The sequence below is a fragment of the Corynebacterium humireducens NBRC 106098 = DSM 45392 genome (assembly GCF_000819445.1).
In the GTDB taxonomy this organism is placed as follows: Bacteria; Actinomycetota; Actinomycetes; order Mycobacteriales; family Mycobacteriaceae; genus Corynebacterium; species Corynebacterium humireducens.
Window position 1 is genome coordinate 1,802,271 of record NZ_CP005286.1, and the last position, 16,741, is coordinate 1,819,011.

A 16,741-nucleotide genomic window follows, 5' to 3' on the forward strand; every position below is an offset into this window, starting at 1 on the left:
GGGAGCAGTCCGCCCACCACCCACATGAAGGATCATCCGCGTTGAGCACTCCCAGCCCCCTCACGACGCTGACCCTCGACCAGGTCCCGGACGCCGTCCGGGAGGAACTGACCCGCTTCATCGACGACCGTCGCCGACAGGTCGCCGCCATCGGCGGCCCGGTCACCGAGGCGGTCGCCCACCTGGAGTCCTTCGTGCTCGGTGGGGGCAAGCGCATCCGCCCTCTCTACGCCTGGGCCGGTTTCGTCGGCGGCGGCGGCCTCGAACGCGCGGCGGAGGACCCGGCCGCGATGCTGCGGGCCGCCGCCTCCCTCGAGTTCATCCAGGCCTGCGCGCTCATCCACGACGACATCATCGACTCGTCCGACACCCGGCGCGGCAACCTGACGGTCCACCGGGCCGTCGAGAAGCAGCACCGGGACCGTGCCTGGGCGGGTGACCCCGCGCACTTCGGCGAGTCCGTGGCCATCCTCGTCGGCGACCTCGCCCTCGTGTGGGCCGAGGACATGCTGCAGGACTCCGGGCTGTCCGTCGCCGCGCTGCAGCGCGCCCGCGATCCGTGGCGGGGCATGCGCACCGAGGTGATCGGCGGGCAGCTGCTCGACATCACCCTGGAGGCGACCGCCGACGAGAACATCGAGCTCGCCGACTCCGTCAACCGCTTCAAGACCGCCGCGTACACCATCGAACGCCCGCTGCACCTCGGCGCCGCCATCGCGGGCGCCGACCAGGCCACCATCGACGCCTTCCGCGGCTACGGCCACGACATCGGCATCGCCTTCCAGCTCCGCGACGACCAGCTCGGCGTCTACGGCGACCCGGCGGTCACCGGCAAGCCCGCCGGCGACGACCTGCGGGAGGGCAAGCGCACCGTCCTGCTCGCCACCGCTCTGCAGCGTGCCGACGACCGCGACCCCGCCGCCGCCGCCGAACTGCGCGCCGGCGTCGGCGCCACCGACGATCCCGCGCAGATCGCCCGTCTGGCGCAGATCATCGCGGACACCGGCGCCGTGGAGGAGATCGAGGAACGCATCACCGAGCTCACCCGCTCCGGTCTCGCCCACCTCGCCGCCGCGGGCACCTCCCCGGAGGTCACCGCGACGCTCACCGACCTCGCCCACCGCGCGACGGCGCGCCGCCACTGATGACGCTCCGTCTGCCCGGCGCGCTCCCGCTGGGAATCATCGGTGCGGTCATGCTGTTCCTGGGCTCCTTCGGAGGCGGCGCCATCCGCAACCGCGGTGGCGTGCTGGAGGCCCTCGACCTGGACTTCCTCTCCTACGGGCACGGCGCAGGAATCTCCAACGCCGTGTTCTGGGCGGGCGTGGCGACGCTGCTGGTCGCGTGGGCGGTCCTCGGGCGTCGGCACGTGCTCAACCGCACGGAGGGGGCGGAGAAACGGGTCCGCACCGCGCTGTGGGCCTGGGTCCTGCCGCTCCTCCCGGCCGCCCCGATGCTCTCCCGCGACGTGTACTCCTACCTCATGCAGGGCGCCATGCTCCGCGACGGCTACGACCCGTACACGCAGGGCGCCGCGGTCAACCCGGGGCCGTTCCTGCTGGAGGTCTCCCACGACTGGCGCAACACCACCACCCCGTACGGGCCGCTCCACCTGTGGATCGGCGAGGGCGTCACCCGCCTCGTCGGGGACAACGTGACGGCCGGGGTGGTCGTGTACAAGCTCATCTCGGTCCTCGGCTTCGCCGCCATCGCCTGGGCGGTCCCCCGCATCGCCCGCGCCCTCGGCGGCGACCCCGCCCTGGCGCTGTGGCTCGGCGTGGCCAACCCGGTGATGATCCTCCACATGGTCGGCGGCATGCACAACGAGTCCGTCATGGTCGGTCTGGTCAGCCTCGGACTGCTCGCCAGCCTGCACCGGCGTTTCCTGCTGGGCGTGGCGCTCATCGCGGTGGCCGTGTCCCTCAAGGCCACCGCCGCCATCGCCCTGCCCTTCGTCGTGTGGCTGGCCACCATCCACTACGCGAAGCGCATCCACCGCGTCCCCGCGTTCGTGCTCAGCGGTGCCGTGGGCGTCGTCGAGACGCTCGCGGTCGTCGCCGCGGTCACCTGGCTGTCCGGGTCCTCATGGGGCTGGCTCTCGGAAATCTCCGGCAACTCGAAGGTCATCAACCCCCTCGCGCTGCCATCACTGCTGGCCAGCTGGATCACCTGGCTGATCCAGGTGTTCCAGACCTCCTTCGAGTACAACACGGCACTCGGCGTCCTGCGCAGCATCTCGATGGTGCTCATGCTCGCCGGGCTGGTCATCGTGTGGTGGCTCTTCCGGCAGAACGAGCGCCGCGCCGTCGCCGGCACGGCGCTCGCCTACCAGGTCGCGTTCGTGTTCAACTCGGTGACGCTGCCCTGGTACTACGCCTCGGTGATCTCACTCGTCGGCGCGGTCCGCCCGCCCGAGTGGGTGCTGCGGCTGGCCGTGGGCGCGTCGGTGGTGGTCACCCTGGCGTTCACGGGCAGCGGCAACCACCAGCTCTACAACACGTGGTGGATGCTCGGCGTGTTCGTCATCGCCTGGTTCCTCACGGACTGGGTGTTCGGGCGGGACCTCACAGGGCCATGGCCTGCGCGCGGCGCAGCACCTCACGCGCCAGCTGACCGTGGAGAGCGTCCACCGGCCGACCCGGCAGTGTCTCATCCTCGGTGAACAGGTAGCGCAGGATCTCCTCGTCGGTGTAGCCGCCGTCCTTCAGAAGGGTGATCAGGCCGGGCACGAACTTGCCCGTCGAGTGTGAGCCCTCGTGGAACAGCGCCTCCGGGATGTGCCGCTTCCCGTCGATGACGTGCGCGATGAGCTTGTTGGCACCCAGCAGGTCATGGACGCGGGTGATCACCACACCCAGCCTCTCGGCGGTCTCCGGGAGGGTGAGCATGGGCTCGTCGGCGAGCAGGGTCTCAAGGGGGATGTCGTTGGGAATCACGTCGTCCACTCTACCGCCCGCGTTGGCGTGGGCACCCGCGTGTGGACCATACTGTCCCCATGGCTCAACTGGCAGTGGGAGACCTCCTCGACGACAGGTACCGCATCGATCACCCGATCGCCCGCGGCGGCATGTCCATGGTCTGGCGCTGCGTCGACCTCCGCCTGGGGCGCGCCGTCGCCGCGAAGGTCCTCGACGAGAAGTACATCGCCGACCCCGTCTTCCGGCAGCGTTTCCGCCGCGAGGCCCGGGCGATGGCGCAGCTCACCCACCCCAACCTGGTCAACGTCTACGACTTCGGGTCCGACGGGGACCACCTCTTCCTCATCATGGAGCTCATCACCGGCGGCACCCTGCGGGAGCTGCTCGCCGAGCGCGGCCCCATGCCCCCGCACGCCGCCGCCGCGGTGATGCGGGCGGTCCTCACCGGCCTGTCCATCGCCCACACCGCCGGTCTGGTGCACCGGGACATCAAGCCGGACAACATCCTCATCAACGGCGACCACCGCGTGAAGCTCGCCGACTTCGGCCTCGTCCGCGCCGCCGCCGCGGGTGCCACGCCCTCGCAGATCGTCGGCACCGCCGCCTACCTCTCCCCGGAGCAGGTCGACGGCACCGACATCACCCCGGCCTCGGACGTGTACTCCGCCGGCATCGTCCTCTTCGAGCTGCTCACCGGTTCCACGCCCTTCTCCGGGGACACCCCGATGGAGCACGCCTACCGCCGCCTCAGTGAGGACGTCCCCGCCCCGAGCTCCCTCATCTCCGGCGTGCCCCCGCTTATCGACGCCCTCGTGGCCACCGCCACCGCCCGCCGCCCGCAGGACCGCTTCGCCGACGCCGCCGAGTTCCTCGCCGCCCTCGACGACGTCGCCGGGGAGCTGACCCTCCCGGCGTTCACCGTGCCCATCCCGGAGAACTCCGCCGCCACCCGCGCCGCGGCCGTGCCCACCGACATCACCGACCTGGTCGGCCCGCCGACGATGGTCACCGAGATCTCCCCCGCCCCCTCCCCCGACGTCACCGAGACCCGGGTCCAGGAGCCCGTCCCCGCCCTGCAGCCCCAGGCTCCGCCGCCGGTCCCGGCGGTGCCCACAGCGCCGGCAGCGCCCACGGCTCCCACGACCCCCAAGCCGGTGAGCAACCGCTCGCGTACGGGCCTGGTCGTATGGCTGCTGGTCATCGCCCTGCTCACCGCCGCCATCGCCGTGGGCGGCTGGTGGTTCGGGTCCGGTCGCTACGGCGAGATCCCGCCGGTGCTCGGCATGGACCGCACCGCCGCCGTCAGCACGATCGAGGAGGCCGGGTTCACCGCGGTCACCGAGCTCGTCTACCACGACGACGTCGCCTCCGACCTCAGCGCCGGCACCGACCCCGCCGACGGGGAGAAGGTCGTCCGCGGCCAGCAGGTCACGGTGCTCGTGTCCCAGGGTCGGCCGACCGTCCCGGAACCGAAGGGCATGGACGTCCTCGCCTACCAGGCGACGGCCGCGGAGCGCACCCTCAAGGTCGCCACCGGGGAGCCCGTCTGGTCCGCGGACGTCGGGGAGGGACTCGTCGCCGCGACCGACCCGGCCGCCGGGGAGCCCGTGAAGATCGGCTCCACCGTCACGGTCCACCTCTCGCGGGGACCGGAACCCATCCAGGTGCCCACGATCATCGGCACCGACCTCGCCACCGCCGAGGCCCGCCTCGCCGAGCTGGGGCTGACGGTGGCGGACGTCGAGAGGCGTTTCGACGAGGACGCCCCCGCCGGGCAGGTCCTCGACGTCTCCCCCGCCCCCGGCACGACGCTGACGCGCGGCAGCGAGGTCTCGCTCGTGGTCAACAGCGGACTGACCGTGCCGGACGTCGAGGGCATGTCCGAGGCCGACGCCACCGCCACCCTGCAGGCCGCGGGATTCAGCGTCGAGGACACCCGCCGGGACCGCAGCGCCGTCGGCGCCACCCCGGACACCGTCGTCCGCACCAGCCCCGCCGCCGGCGAGACCGTCGCCCCCGACGAGGCCGAGGTGACGCTCACCCTCGCCGGCCGGGTCATGGTGCCGGACGTCGTCGGCATGACCGTCGCGCAGGCCCGCGCGACGCTCGAGGCCGTCGGCCTGGACACCACCGCGCGCGAGCGGGACAACGACCGCATGGTCACCCGCCAGCGCCCCGAGGCCGGCACCGACGCCCGCCTCGACTCCACCGTCCGCCTCACCCTGTAGTGGGAACGCAGGAACGCCGCCTGCCCCGGGGTGGGGCGGGCGGCGTTCAGGCATTCAGTCCGGCTAGTTGCGGAGCATCTCCGCGACCAGGAAGGCCAGCTCGAGGGACTGCTGCGTGTTCAGACGCGGGTCGCAGGCGGACTCGTAGCGGCCCGGCAGGTCGACGTCGGTGATGTCCATGGCACCGCCGAGGCACTCGGTGACGTCCTCACCGGTGAGCTCGATGTGGATGCCACCCGGGTGGGTGCCCAGCTGACGGTGGACCTCGAAGAAGCCCTGGACCTCGTCGATGACCTTGTCGAAGTGACGGGTCTTGTAGCCGTTCGACGCGGTGAAGGTGTTGCCGTGCATCGGGTCGGACTGCCAGATGACCTTGTGGCCGGCGGCCTCGACGGCCTCGACGACCGGCGGCAGCGCGGTGCGGACCTTGTCGTGGCCCATGCGCGCCACCAGGGTCAGGCGGCCCGGCTCCTTGTCCGGGTCCAGCTTCGCGGCGTACGCGACGGCCTCCTCCGGGGTGATGGTCGGGCCGATCTTCAGGCCGATCGGGTTGGCGATGAGGGCGGCGAAGTTGACGTGGAAGTCCTCGATGCCGCGGGTGCGCTCGCCGATCCACAGCTGGTGTGCGGACAGGTCGTAGAGGCGGGTCTGGCCGTCCTCGTCCTCGTGCAGGCGCAGCATGGCGCGCTCGTAGTCAACGAGCAGTGCCTCATGGGAGCAGTAGATGTCCGAGGTGCGCAGCGACTCGTCGCTGACTCCACAGGCATCCATGAAACGCAGGCCGCGCTCGATCTCCGCGGCGAGGGCCTCGTAGCGGGCGCCGGCCGGGGACTGGGCGACGAACTCCTGGTTCCACTCGTGGACCTTGTTCAGGTCGGCGGTGCCGGAGCTGACCAGCGCACGGACCAGGTTCATCGCCGCGGAGGAGTTCGCGTAGGCACGGATCATGCGGGCCGGGTCGTGGCGACGTGCCTCCGGGGTCGGCTCGACACCGTTGACGATGTCACCGCGGTAGTTCGGCAGGCCGTTCTCGTCCAGGTCCTGGGAACGCGGCTTCGCGTACTGGCCGGCGATGCGGGCCAGCTTGACCACCGGGGTCGACGCACCGTAGGTCAGGACGACCGCCATCTGCAGCAGCGTCTTGATGTTCGAGCGGATGTGGGGCTCGGTGTTCGACTCGAAGGTCTCGGCGCAGTCACCGCCCTGCATGAGGAAGGCCTTGCCGAGTGCGACGTCGGCGAGCTCCTTCTTCAGGCGGGTCACCTCCGGGGCGACCACGGTCGGCGGCACCGACTCGAGGATCTTGCGGACGGTCTCCGCCTGCGTCCGGTCCCAGCTGGGCTGCTGCTTGGCCTCGCGGGAAATTACGTCCTCGAACCGCTCCTGCAGGCCGGCGGGAAGCGGCGGCAGGTCGGGGAGAACCTCTTTGGGAATGTCAACAGTCCAACTCACACCCATATTCATAGCACGGCTGTCCAGTCAAGTAACCCCCTTGGGGCAGGAGGAACCTCAGTTCTGCACCCGGTTGCGCCGTGTCAGGGGGAGCGCCTCGGCGCAGATCCGGAACTTCTCCAGGTTGTGGCGGGCGTCCACGAGCGCGTCATGCGAGCCGTCCGGGGTCTTCGGCAGGTAGGGCCGACCGGCGAACTCCCAGTACTGCTTGAGCTCCCGGGTGTAGCGCGGGATGGCCCGCGGCAGACCGGCCATGTCTCCCCACAGCTGGGCCAGGACCACGTGGTCGTAGGCGCCGACCCAGGCCCACAGCTCCGGGTCGCCGTCCCGGGCGGAGGTGAGGAACGCGAGGACCTCCTCCCGGATGGTCTCCAGGGACTTCCACACGGGGTCCCCCGGGTTGGGCAGCTTGTCCAGCACGTTCTCCCGCACCCAGGCGTTGGCGCGGGTCGCGTCGAAATCAGTGGAGACGGCGTAGTACTCGCGCCCGTCCTCCGCGACGATGCCGATGGAGACCAGTTCGATGGTCCGGCCGTCCTCGATGAACTCGGTGTCGTAGAAGTAGCGCACGCCAACAGCCTAACGTGTGACCTCCCACGCCTGGGTGCCGGGTGCCGCCGGTTATAGTTTCAGCCGTGAGCACCACTTCTCCTGCCCCTGTGCTGTCGACCCGTCGGAACCGGACGTGGACGGTGATCGCTGCGGTGGCCTCCGTGGTGGCGGTCCTCCCCTGGCTCATCGACGGCGGTCCCTCCATCCGCTACGCCATCGACATCGACGTCTACCGTGCCGGCGCCGCCGCGCTTCTCGACGGCGACAACCTCTACACCCGCGGCTACGAGGTCGGCGACATCACGCTGCCCTTCACCTATCCCCCGCTGGCGGCGATGCTCTTCGTCCCGCCGGCGTTGGTGCCGTACGCGGTGGCCCTGGTGACCTGGACCCTCGCGTCAGCGCTCCTGCTGTGGTGGTGCCTGGTCATCGTCCTGCGCCACGCCGCGCCCCGGCTGGCCGACCACCGCATGGTCGCCACCTGGATCCTCCCCTTCGCGCTGGTCGCCGAACCGGTCCGGGAGACCATCGGCTTCGGGCAGATCAACATCCTGCTCATGACGCTGGTGCTCGTCGACACCCTCACCCGCCGCCCCTGGCTGCCCCGCGGCGTGCTCATCGGGCTGGCCGCCGCCATCAAGCTCACCCCCGCGGTGTTCATCCTCGTGTTCCTCGTCCGCCGGGAGTGGCGGAACGCGGCGGTGACGTTCCTCGCCGGCGTCGGCTTCACCCTGGCCGCAGCGGCCGTGCACTGGGAGAACTCCCGGACGTACTGGCTGGACACCCTCCGCGACACCGGCCGCATCGGCAGCGAGTCGTATTCCTCCAACCAGTCGCTCCGCGGATTCCTGGCCCGGCTGGCGGATCCCGGCGAGTCCGCCGACTCCCTGGTCTGGCTCATCCTGGTCCTGCTGGCCGTGGGCCTGGTCGTCTGGGCGATGGTCCGCGTCGACTCCCTCCTGTGGACCGTCCTGCTGGCCTCGACCGTGGCGCTGGTCTGCTCGCCGGTGTCCTGGTCGCACCACTGGGTGTGGCTCGTGCCCATCGCGGTCACGCTGGGCATGACGGCGGGCAGGCTCCCCCGGGTCCTCGCCGCGGCGGTGGTGCTCGCCGTCCTCACCTCACCGCACTGGCTGCTGCCCAACAACGGTGTCGAGCACGCCTGGCCCTGGTGGGCGCAGGTGCTCGGCAGTTCCTACCTCGTCGTGACGCTGGCGGTCGTGGGGGCTGCGGCGGTGGCACCGGCGGCGTTGACGGGGCGTCGGGAAGCAGCGACCAGCTGAGGCGGCATGATCGTCCACCGCAGGTAGGGGATGCGGGTGATGAGGTACAGCGCGAGGGAACCGACCGCGGAGATCAGCAGGCCGATGACCATCCACAGGGAGGTGCTCAGCAGCGCGGACTCCGCGTCCCGGCTGATCGGCAGCTGCCACCCACGCACGTTGTAGTGGTACAGCACCGTCAGTGCGATGGGGTGGCCCAGGTAGATCACCAGCGTGTGGCGTCCGAGGAAGGCCAGGACGTCGTTGAGCACCGGGACCCGGCCGAGCAGCACCGCCACGATGACGGCCATGGGCAGCATGAGCAGCTGGACCAGTGAGTTCACCACCAGGCGCACATCGGAGTAGCCCACCGTCTCCGCGAAGGGCAGCATCCACGGGAGGGACACATCCGCGACCGTGTTCCACCAGGCCCACACGGCGGCCAGGCTGAAACCGGCCGCATAGAGGATGGTGCCGCGGGTGAGGTGCCGCAGGCTGGTGGCGGTCTCCGCGAACTCGCGGATGTGCCGACGCAGATGCGCACCCAGCAGGAAGGCCGGCAGGTAGAGGACGGCCTTGCCGATCATCTGCTGTTCCGCGTGCAGCGGCAGGATGAGGATCGGGGCCAGACCGACGAGGAGACCCGCCCACCAGGGGAGCTTCCGGGTCAGCCAGAGGATGACGTTGAAGATGACCAGGGCGTAGAGGAACCAGTACATGTTCCGACCCTCGATGATGTGCTCGAGGTAGCGGTCGACGCCCGGCATGGGCTTGTCGTCGAAGCGGTGCCACTCCTGGAACTTGAACCACAGCTCGATGGGCACCCACAGGAGGTAGGGCACGAGGAAGAACCACAGGCGCCGCAGGAAGAGGTCCCGGAACGTGAAGCCGAACACCTTCGCCGAGAAGAATCCGCTGACCATGAAGAACAGCGGCATACGCAGCGGGTCGAGGAGGCTGTTGATCTGCGCCGCCGTGGTGCTCATCCCCTCGGGGACTGCGAGGCTGACATGCAGCAGGACGACGCCGATGATGGAGAGTCCCTTGGCCACGTCAGGCCAGCGCATCCTCGTTGCCGGGGTCGCCTGACCCGCAGCCGTCCTACTGTTCAGCGTCATTCGCCACGCCCCTTCACGTCACCGGTGATCCAGCGGCTGAGTATATAAGAGGAACACCCCAGCGGCGAACAAGGTTCCGGTCAGGTGACCCCTAGGAACGTGCCGGTTCCGTCCCCTTGGGCCAGCCGCGACCGGCGGCCAGGGAGGCCTTGACCTCGGAGGCGTACATGTCGACGTAGGGCTGACCGGACAGCTCCGTGAGGATGGCCATCACGTGGTCGGTCAGCGGGCGGGCGGCCTCGCGGGAGTCCGGGTCGATGCCCAGGGACTCGACGTAGGCGCGGCCGTCGATAGGCTCGCCGACCTTCATGCGCACCTTGAACGGGCGCGGGATCCACGTGCCGATGGGGTTGGCGTTCCGGGAGCCGATCATGGCCAGCGGCACGATCGGGGCGCCCGTGGCCAGGGCGATGCGGGCCATGCCCGTGCGTCCCTTGTAGACGCGGCCGTCCGGGGAGCGGGTGCCCTCCGGGTAGATGCCCAGGACGCCGCCCACGTCCAGGACGGTGCGGGCGGCGGCGAGGGTGGCGTCGCCGGCGTTGCTGGCGGTGCGGTCCACCGGGATCTGGCCGATGGAGGTGAAGAACCAGCGCTGGATCGCGCCGATGACGCCGGTGTTGGTGAAGTACTCCTGCTTCGCCGGGAAGGTGACACGGCGGGGGCTGAGGGCCGGGAAGTAGAAGGAGTCCATGACCGACTGGTGGGTGGAGGCGACGATCGCCGCCCCGGTGGCCGGGATGTTCTCCCGTCCCTCCATGGTCGGGCGGTTCCACACGCGGAGGAAAGGACCGATGAGAACGTTCTTGTACAGCCAGTACCACTGCTTTTGCATCGGTGTCTCCCCTTAAGAATGCGTACGCGCTAAATCTGCCACGCCAATCATACCCGCGGCGGGGCCGAGTTCCGTGGTTCCCACGACCGGGAGTGGCCGGTGTCCCGCGCCGACGATGTTCGCGGCCAGCGCGGCCTGCGCGTCCGCGAGGAAGAGGTCGGCGTCGACCGCCACTCCCCCGCCGAGGACGATGAGTTCCGGGTCGAGCACGTCCACCACCGTGGCCAGGCCCTGCCCGAGCCACGCGGCGAAGTCCGCGATGACCGCCTCCGCCCGGGCGTCTCCTGCACGGGCCGCGGCCATCAGCGCCGGTCCGCTCATCCCGGGCGGCAGGCCGTGCTCGACGGCGGTGTCGGCGAGCGCGGTGCCGGAGGCGTAGCGCTCCAGACAGCCCCGACGGCCGCAGGCGCAGAGCCGTCCCCCGGGCACGACGGTGAGGTGCCCGAACTCGGGGGCGGTGCCGTAGGCGCCGCGGAACAGCTGCCCGTCGATCATGAGTGCCGCGCCGATGCCGGTGCCCACCGCGAAGAACACCCAGGTCCCGGCGCCGCGGGCGGAGCCGAAGCGGTACTCGCCCCAGGCGGCGGAGTTGGCGTCGTGCTCGAGGACGACCGGCAACCCCAGCCGGTCCTGCAGGCGTGCACGCACGGGTACGTCGCGCCACGGCAGGTGCGGGGCGAAGCGGACGGTCTCGCGCTCCGCGTCGAGGAATCCGGCGACCGCCAGTCCAACGGCCGCCGGGTCGTGCTCTGCACGGAGCTTCTCGACGAGCCCCACCACCGCGTCCTCCAGCGCCGCCTCGGTGTCCGGGGTGGGCACACTCAGCGTCGTGAGGATCTCCCCCGCCGCCGACACCACCGTCGCCCGGCACTGCGTCCCACCGATGTCGAACCCCACCGTCGGGCGGGCATCCGCCTCACTGAGCTTCATCAACGGAGTATATCCCGCAGCCGGGCACCCATGATGTCCCAGGTCCAGCTGTCCGTGACGTGCCGACGCCCCGCCTCCCCGAGGGCGGCGGCGTGCGGAGGGTCGTCGAGAAGCTGCAGGAGGGCGGCGGTGAGCTCCTCCCCGCTGCGGCCGTCGACGACGATGCCGGTCTCGGGGGTGACGGTCTCGGGTGCCCCGCCGGAGTCGCCGGCGATGACGGGCACGCCGCAGGCCTGCGCCTCGAGGTAGACGATGCCGAGGCCCTCGACGTCGAGTCCCCCGCCGCGGGTGCGGGCCGGCATGGCGAAGACGTCCGCGGAGGCCAGCAGCGAGCGGAGGTCAGGAGTGGACAGCGGGCCGGTGAATGCGACGGCGTCGCCGAGGGGGGCGGCCATCCTGCGCAGCACAGCCTCGTGCGACCCCGAGCCGACGATGAGGAGCCGGGCCGTCGGATGCCGCTCGAGGACCTGCGGCCAGACCCCGATGAGCATGTCCTGTCCCTTGCGCGGGACCAGACGGGAGACGCACACCACGAGCGGGCCGGTGCCGTGACGCTCCCGGGTGTCGGCCCTCTCCTCCGGGGTGGCGGGGCGGAACCAGTCGACGTCGACGCCCGAGGGCAGGTGGCGGAACTCCGGGTGCGGGCCGAAGGCGCGGCGGACGCGACGCAGGGTGTAGTCGGAGATGTAGGTGACCACGTCGGCGGTGTCCCCGATGCGCCGCAGGACGCGGCGGGCGCCGGGCAGCATGGACCAGCCGACCTCGTGGCCGTGGGTGCTCGCGATGATGCGCGTGGCCCCCGCCCGGCGGGCCGCGGCCCCCATGAGTGCCAACGGGGCGGCGGCGCCGAACCACACGGTGTCGATGTCCAGTTCACGGATGATCTGGCTCATGGCCTCCGCGGTCGTCGGCGTGGGCAGCATGACGTGACGCGGCCAGCGGATGACGCGGTACGGCAGCCCCGCGTCGTGGGCGGCCGCGGCGGTCCGGTCCTGCGTCGAGGCGAACACCACCACCTGCTCCGGGTCGAGGGTGCCCAGGAAGTCACGCAGGTACGACTGGATGCCGCCGACGGTGGGCGGGAAGTCGTTGGTGACCAGCAGCGTCCGGGACATGGGTCAGTAGCGGACGGCGCCGGCCCACGGCATCGAGTCGACGGACACGACCTGCACCGGGATGCCGTAGTCGGAGGCGTGCACGAGCTGGCCGTTGCCGATGTACATGCCGACGTGCGTGACACCCGGGTAGTAGCCGACGATGTCGCCGGGCTGCAGCTCCGCGCGCGACACCGGCCGACCGCCGGCGAGCTGGGCCTGCGAGGTGCGCGGGATCGACTTGCCCTGCTGCTGGTACGCCCACACCATGAGACCGGAGCAGTCGAACTGGTTCGGGCCGGTCGCGCCCCAGCCGTAGGGCGAGCCGAGCTTGCTCAGGGCGGCGCCGACTACGCCACTGGCGTCGCCGGTGAGGATGGGGGCCAGCGGGTTGTTCTTGTTCTCCCAGGCCAGGCGGGCCGACTCGTCGAGGGAGGCGACCTTCTCCTCGATCTCCCGGATGCGGATCTGCAGCTCCTCCTGCTGCTCGGCGAGGACCCGGTGCTGCTTCTCCAGCTGGGACTGCTTGAAGTTGGCCTCCGCCACCATGCGGGAGGCGTCGGTGTGCTCCCGGCCGGCGGCGGCGGTCGCCTCCGCGAGCTTCTCGACGGTCCGCTCCGTGTGCCTGGTCAGCGCCCCGAGGTAGGACGCGCGGTCGATGGCGTTCTGCGGGTTCTCCGCGGAGATGGCGTTGGTGACCGGGTCGATCTGCAGGCTGCGGTACTTCGCGCCGGCGAGTTCATTGACGTCACGCTGGTAAGCGTGCTGCGCGTCGCGGGCCGCGGTGGCCCGCTCCCGCGCCGCCTCCGCCTGCTCCCGCAGGGTCCCGAGCCGTTCCTCGCCCCGGGTGAGGTCATCCTCGAGCTGCTTGACCTCCTCGTTGCGGGCGGTCGCCTCCTGGGAGACGTCCTCCAGGGAGGCGATGAGGGTGTCCAGGTCCTCGTCGGCAAGTGCCGTGGGAACGGCGAATCCGGAGGTCAGCAGGACAGCGCCGAGGGTGGTGGCGCCGGTGGTTCGCAGGGTGCGGGGGAAGCGCAAGGTCACTCTTTCAGTAACGGAGGCCGGTGTTGTCCAGACACCACTATAGACCGCGGCCCCTCCCCCGGTACAGCCTCCCCACCTGCTCTTTCCTCTTTGCCCGGAAACGCGAAGACCCGCCTCGGGGGCGGGTCTCGGAAGGGGGTGCGGGGCGCTTAGAAACGGACCGCGGAGTGGATCGGCTGGAAGTGCAGCGGACGCTCACCGACCGGGGTGCCGGAGTTCAGGGCGTCGACGATCATGCCGTTGCCGACGTAGATGCCGACGTGGGTGGCACCACCGTAGTAGGCGATGATGTCGCCCGGCTGCAGCTGGTCCAGCGGGACACGCTGGCCCTGGGCTGCCTGCGCCTGGGAGGTGCGCGGGATCGACTTGCCGACCTGCTGGTAGGCCCAGGTGGTCAGGCCGGAGCAGTCGAAGGCGGACGGGCCGGTGGCACCCCAGGCGTAGGGGGCACCGATCTTGGAACGCACGGCGTTGGCGATGGCCTGGCCGGTGGAGGAGGCGGCCGGAGCTGCCTGTGCCGGGGCCGGAGCCGGGGCCGGAGCCGGGGCGTTGTTCACGGCTGCCACGTAGGAGTTGGTGGCCTGCTGCAGGGAGGGGACGAACTGCTCGACGTTCGGGACGCTCTCCAGACCCTGGACGTTGGCCAGTGCCGGGACGTCGACACGGATGTCGGTGTTCGGGATGACGACCTCAACGGCGTCGGCGACCGGTGCGAGGATGGTGGCGCCCATGACGACCGCGGAGGCGGTCGCGAGACGACGGGTAGCGGTCTTGGTGAGGCGACGGTGCTGAGCCACGAATGTTTCTCCAGATCTTCCTTGTGCCTACCGGGTTAGCTGACGGGTTGGGAGCGGAAGCTTCCCTCCCCCACTCCACGCCCCACACTCTGGTGTGCGGCGCTCTTGCGGAGGATGAACCCCAGAAAACGCTGTATGGTTCCCCGGCTCCCCTGACGGGGATTAGGCATTCTTTTCAGTTCAGTCATTCGGCGGCTTCCTTGCGAAGCCCCGCAATGTCTCGATCAGGTTACGAAACGACAACGAAGCTTGTCCAACGCTCGCCTCTGGCGTGTCGCCGTTATCGCACTGTTATCGAACAGGGGCGCCCTCCCCGGCCGGAACGCGTTCGGGGACAAATCAACTATCGACGACCGCCCATATGACCCCCTGACCTTGCGGTATCCAGCCTTGGAAGGTTCCGTCGACATGGCCCGACCACACCTCGGGAAAGGCGATCTTCGCCACCCCACGATTCCACTGTGATTTAGCGCACTTTTCGACGTTCCAGCGGAAACCGGGGCGTTATCTCCCCGGTCCCGACCGGATACTCCCAGGGGTACTTCTCCCCTCGGGGCGTCGAGAAGGAGGAGACAGCAACTGGGATATGCCGTGAGGGGCTCCCGTCACTGTCGCCGGGAGCCCCTCGCGGCATTCTTTGGTTGCCGCTAGGGGCCGGAGGCACCTACCGGCTCGGCCATCACCCGCGCCACCCTGATACCCAACCCCTCAGAGGAACGCCTCCAGAACGGCGCGTGGGGCGTCGAGAAGCAGGAGACAGCAACCGGGATATGCCGCGAGGTGCCGGAGGCACCTGCCTGCTCCGCCGTCACCCAAGTCACCTGATACCGAAACCCTCAGAGAAACGCCTCCAGAACGGCGCGTGGGGCGTCGAGAAGCAGCAGACAGCAACCCGGACATGCCGCGAGGGACTCCCGTCGACAGCAACGAGAGCCCCTCGCGGCATTCTTTGGTCGCCGCTAGGCACCGGAAGTGCTTGCCCGCTCGGCCATCCCAACCGGTCAAGTCCGCGGGAGTGGTGTTTCTGCCTTTCGATAAAACAAGCAGCGTGACGGTGTCAGGGACCGGCACGAGCCTGGGGCCGTGACTTGCTCATGCGACCTCCTGAGTGGCTTCGCCGGCATCGATCACAGCCGCGGCCATCATCGCCTTCGTCTGCTCCAGGCTCGTCAGCGACATGTAGCGCTTCTGCTGGATCCAATCATCGTGCTGCTCCGCCAACACGGCACCCACGAGGCGGACCACGGCCTCGCGGTTGGGGAAGATCCCGACGACGTCGGTGCGCCGGCGGATCTCCCGGTTGAGCCTTTCGGTCGGGTTGTTCGACCACACCTTCGTCCACACCGCCCTCGGGGCGTGGGTGAAAGCCAGCAGCTCGTCGAGGGACTCCTCGAGGTAGTCCGCGACATGCGGGAACTTCTGCTCACAGAAGCCCACCACCTCCCGTGCCTGATCCCACACAGCCTGGGCATCGGGTTGCTGGAAGATCGTCTGAAACATCGCCGACAACGTCGGCCACTGCGTCTTGGGCACCAGCCCGGAGAGGTTCTTAGCGAAGTGCGTGCGGCACCGCTGCCAGGAGGCGTTGGGCAGCACCTCGCCGATGGCGTGCTGGATCCCCAGGTGCGCGTCGCTGGTGACCAGGTACACCTGGTCCAGGCCCCGGGCCTTGAGATCGCGGAAGAAACCGGTCCAGGAGGCCACCGACTCCGAGGTGGCGACCTGCATACCGAGTAGTTCCCGATAGCCTTCGGCATTGACGCCGGTGGCCAGCAGGACGGAGGTCTTGACCACCCGCCCGCCTTCACGGACCTTCATGGTCAACGCGTCGCAGGAAACATACAGATACGGGCCAGAATCCAACGGGCGGGTCCGGAAATCCTCCACCATCTGATCAAGATCTTTGGCCATCTCTGAGACCTGTGATTTCGAGAGATTGTTGATCCCCAAGCTGGCGACCAGGTCGTTCATCCTGCGGGTCGACACGCCTTTGAGGTAGCAGGTGGCGATCACGGTGGTCAGGGCCCGTTCGGCCCGGGTGCGTCGTTCCAGCAGCCAGTCCGGGAAGAAGGAACCGGTGCGTAGTTTCGGCACGGCGACGTCGATGGTGCCGACTCTGGTGTCGAGGTCTCGGTGGCGGTAGCCGTTGCGGACGTTGGTGCGGGACTCGGATGTGGTGGCGTAATCGGCGCCGCAGATCTGGTCGGCCTGGGTGGACAGGATCTGGTTGATGAAATTCTGCAGCATCTGTCTCATCAGGTCCGGGGACGCTTGAGACAGTAGGTCGTCGAGGTAGGTGGTCGGGTCGATATGATGGGGGCCAGCGGCCATCGTGGGTTGTCCCTTTCGAGGAGATGTAGGAGTTGATTCGAAAGGTACTGCGGTGGCCGCCTCATGCATTCATGAGGGTTGTCACCGGCAGTCACAGATACACCACGCTAACGGACGCAACCATCCCAACCCTCAGCCCGGATCCAGAGCTCGGTAGCAGTCTCCACCTCGGACTAGCACCCC

The 16,741-nt window shown here is 69.6% G+C and carries 14 protein-coding genes and 1 riboswitch; of the genes, 4 read left to right on the forward strand and 10 right to left on the reverse strand.

The window, feature by feature from the left end:
- The first annotated feature begins 41 nt into the window (after positions 1–41).
- Positions 42–1,145 carry a polyprenyl synthetase family protein gene (locus B842_RS08935; protein WP_040086238.1) on the forward strand — a complete coding sequence of 368 codons (1,104 nt, stop codon included), beginning with the start codon at positions 42–44 and terminating at the stop codon, positions 1,143–1,145.
- Positions 1,145–2,662, forward strand: coding sequence for an alpha-(1->6)-mannopyranosyltransferase A (locus tag B842_RS08940; RefSeq protein WP_040086239.1), 1,518 nt, complete (start codon positions 1,145–1,147; stop codon positions 2,660–2,662). The genes B842_RS08935 and B842_RS08940 overlap by 1 nt, the downstream gene beginning before the upstream one ends.
- On the opposite strand, the gene B842_RS08945 is transcribed toward B842_RS08940, so the two are convergent.
- The gene (locus B842_RS08945; RefSeq protein ID WP_052438002.1) at positions 2,565–2,888 is read right to left on the reverse strand and encodes an Rv2175c family DNA-binding protein; all 324 of its coding nucleotides are present in this window, start codon (positions 2,886–2,888) and stop codon (positions 2,565–2,567) included. The genes B842_RS08940 and B842_RS08945 overlap by 98 nt on opposite strands.
- A gap of 107 nt (positions 2,889–2,995) precedes the next feature.
- On the opposite strand from B842_RS08945, the gene pknB reads away from it, so the two are divergent.
- Positions 2,996–5,146, forward strand: coding sequence for a Stk1 family PASTA domain-containing Ser/Thr kinase (gene pknB / locus B842_RS08950; RefSeq protein ID WP_040086241.1), 2,151 nt, complete (start codon positions 2,996–2,998; stop codon positions 5,144–5,146).
- 63 nt (positions 5,147–5,209) lie between these two features.
- Here pknB and B842_RS08955 read toward each other — a convergent pair whose 3' ends face one another.
- Positions 5,210–6,598: a class II 3-deoxy-7-phosphoheptulonate synthase gene (locus B842_RS08955; RefSeq protein WP_040087511.1), complete on the reverse strand. Its 1,389-nt coding sequence runs from the start codon at positions 6,596–6,598 to the stop codon at positions 5,210–5,212.
- A 57-nt stretch (positions 6,599–6,655) separates the two neighbouring features.
- On the reverse strand, positions 6,656–7,168 hold the full coding sequence (locus tag B842_RS08960; RefSeq protein ID WP_040086242.1) for a polyadenylate-specific 3'-exoribonuclease AS: 513 nt from the start codon (positions 7,166–7,168) through the stop codon (positions 6,656–6,658).
- 65 nt (positions 7,169–7,233) lie between these two features.
- Between B842_RS08960 and B842_RS08965 the strand changes: the two genes are divergently transcribed.
- Entirely contained in the window at positions 7,234–8,433 is a 1,200-nt protein-coding gene (locus B842_RS08965; protein WP_156119485.1) for a glycosyltransferase 87 family protein, read from the forward strand.
- Here B842_RS08965 and B842_RS08970 read toward each other — a convergent pair.
- The 7 genes from B842_RS08970 to B842_RS09000 all read right to left on the reverse strand — a co-directional run bounded on the left by B842_RS08970 (position 8,346) and on the right by B842_RS09000 (position 16,558).
- Positions 8,346–9,479 (reverse strand): acyltransferase family protein, encoded by a 1,134-nt coding sequence (locus tag B842_RS08970; protein WP_052437845.1) that lies wholly within the window; start codon positions 9,477–9,479, stop codon positions 8,346–8,348. The genes B842_RS08965 and B842_RS08970 overlap by 88 nt on opposite strands.
- A 142-nt stretch (positions 9,480–9,621) precedes the next feature.
- Positions 9,622–10,362: a lysophospholipid acyltransferase family protein gene (locus B842_RS08975; protein ID WP_040086246.1), complete on the reverse strand. Its 741-nt coding sequence runs from the start codon at positions 10,360–10,362 to the stop codon at positions 9,622–9,624.
- Positions 10,363–10,374: 12 nt separating this feature from the next.
- Complete coding sequence (locus B842_RS08980; RefSeq protein ID WP_040086247.1) at positions 10,375–11,292, reverse strand: ROK family protein; 918 nt, start codon at positions 11,290–11,292, stop codon at positions 10,375–10,377.
- Positions 11,292–12,407, reverse strand: a complete 1,116-nt coding sequence (locus B842_RS08985) for a glycosyltransferase family 4 protein (RefSeq protein WP_040086248.1) — start codon at positions 12,405–12,407, stop codon at positions 11,292–11,294. The genes B842_RS08980 and B842_RS08985 overlap by 1 nt, the downstream gene beginning before the upstream one ends.
- A 3-nt stretch (positions 12,408–12,410) precedes the next feature.
- Positions 12,411–13,424: a C40 family peptidase gene (locus B842_RS08990; protein ID WP_245631324.1), complete on the reverse strand. Its 1,014-nt coding sequence runs from the start codon at positions 13,422–13,424 to the stop codon at positions 12,411–12,413.
- Between the two features lie 155 nt (positions 13,425–13,579).
- Positions 13,580–14,227: a C40 family peptidase gene (locus B842_RS08995; RefSeq protein WP_040086250.1), complete on the reverse strand. Its 648-nt coding sequence runs from the start codon at positions 14,225–14,227 to the stop codon at positions 13,580–13,582.
- Positions 14,228–14,236: 9 nt separating this feature from the next.
- Positions 14,237–14,406: riboswitch (cyclic di-AMP (ydaO/yuaA leader) on the reverse strand.
- 913 nt (positions 14,407–15,319) lie between these two features.
- Complete coding sequence (locus B842_RS09000) at positions 15,320–16,558, reverse strand: IS256 family transposase (RefSeq protein ID WP_040086251.1); 1,239 nt, start codon at positions 16,556–16,558, stop codon at positions 15,320–15,322.
- Positions 16,559–16,741 lie beyond the last annotated feature (183 nt).

Excerpts from the sequence above, each read along its gene's own strand:
- B842_RS08975 (WP_040086246.1), bottom strand. The coding sequence starts at position 10,362 with ATGCAAAAGCAGTGGTACTGGCTGTACAAGAACGTTCTCATCGGTCCT.
- B842_RS08945 (WP_052438002.1), bottom strand. The coding sequence starts at position 2,888 with ATGCTCACCCTCCCGGAGACCGCCGAGAGGCTGGGTGTGGTGATCACC.
- B842_RS08940 (WP_040086239.1), top strand. The coding sequence starts at position 1,145 with ATGACGCTCCGTCTGCCCGGCGCGCTCCCGCTGGGAATCATCGGTGCG.
- B842_RS08970 (WP_052437845.1), bottom strand. The coding sequence starts at position 9,479 with ATGCGCTGGCCTGACGTGGCCAAGGGACTCTCCATCATCGGCGTCGTC.
- B842_RS09000 (WP_040086251.1), bottom strand. The coding sequence starts at position 16,558 with ATGGCCGCTGGCCCCCATCATATCGACCCGACCACCTACCTCGACGAC.
- B842_RS08980 (WP_040086247.1), bottom strand. The coding sequence starts at position 11,292 with ATGAAGCTCAGTGAGGCGGATGCCCGCCCGACGGTGGGGTTCGACATC.
- pknB (WP_040086241.1), top strand. The coding sequence starts at position 2,996 with ATGGCTCAACTGGCAGTGGGAGACCTCCTCGACGACAGGTACCGCATC.
- B842_RS08985 (WP_040086248.1), bottom strand. The coding sequence starts at position 12,407 with ATGTCCCGGACGCTGCTGGTCACCAACGACTTCCCGCCCACCGTCGGC.